We start from the raw sequence: 871 nt of genomic DNA on the forward strand, positions 1-871 counted from the left end.
CGAAACATATTCGGGACTGGCCAACTTCGCCTTTTCCCCAATTACTTCAGAGAGTTTCTTCAGATCTACTCGCATATCTCCAGATAGAATCACTAGGATTGGATTCTCAGCTTTCAATACTATGCTTTTGGCAATTTGAGCAACCTCACACCCTAGATGTTCAGCAGCAGAAGCTGACGTTTTTGCCTGCTCCGCTTTGAACATAATGATTTCTCCATTTATGGAATTCTCTTCAATGTATGATTTTACTTCTTCTACTCCTCTCACACCATCCCTATTCCGACTATCACTAAACAGATTACGCTATCATTTAGGCTATAATTCTATTAACCGCCTACTAAAATGACACATTAACGGGCCGGTAGATCAGTCTGGAAGATCGCCTCCTTGGCATGGAGGAGGGCGCGAGTTCAAATCTCGCCCGGTCCACCACTTGGTGTTGTATGGAAATTCCTCCAGAAATCGAGTCTACCATCACGGAGTTCACTCCGGAAATCCTGTCGACCGTTGCAAAGGGTTTTGCTCTTGGCACAGTTATGCTTTCATCAGGTGCACTCGTACGTTATCTAAACATCAGAGTAAATTACACTCGAAAGCTTAATCATTTTGCAATATTCTTCTTACCTGTTTTCATAGATCAACAATTTAATGCTGAAACTTTCACCGATTTCATATATTTGGCCATAAGCGCCATAGTTTCCACTTTAACTTTGACTGTTTTCTACGAACCCATCAGGAAATCATTCCCCCCATTTCAGTTGATGTTTGAAGGGCTTGATAGGCCTGAAGATAGACCCTATACCTTAACTTGGATATTCACTCAATTTGCAGCAGGTTTTGCCGTAATGCTTCCTATGATTTGGCTGTTTGG

The 871-nt window shown here is 42.0% G+C and carries 2 protein-coding genes and 1 tRNA gene; 2 read left to right on the top strand and 1 reads right to left on the bottom strand.

Annotated elements, in window-relative coordinates; translation table 11 throughout:
* On the bottom strand, positions 1-267 hold a 267-nt coding region (locus QGG57_06890), incomplete at its 3' end, for a YbaK/EbsC family protein (protein MDP7007889.1).
* Positions 268-355: 88 nt separating this feature from the next.
* On the opposite strand from QGG57_06890, the gene QGG57_06895 reads away from it, so the two are divergent.
* Both QGG57_06895 and QGG57_06900 read left to right on the top strand, forming a co-directional pair.
* A tRNA-Ala gene (locus tag QGG57_06895) sits at positions 356-432 on the top strand.
* A gap of 11 nt (positions 433-443) precedes the next feature.
* Positions 444-871 (top strand): hypothetical protein (locus QGG57_06900; protein ID MDP7007890.1); only part of this gene is annotated, 428 nt, incomplete at its 3' end.

This window comes from Candidatus Poseidoniia archaeon, assembly GCA_030748895.1.
Classification (GTDB): Archaea; Thermoplasmatota; Poseidoniia; order MGIII; family CG-Epi1; genus UBA8886.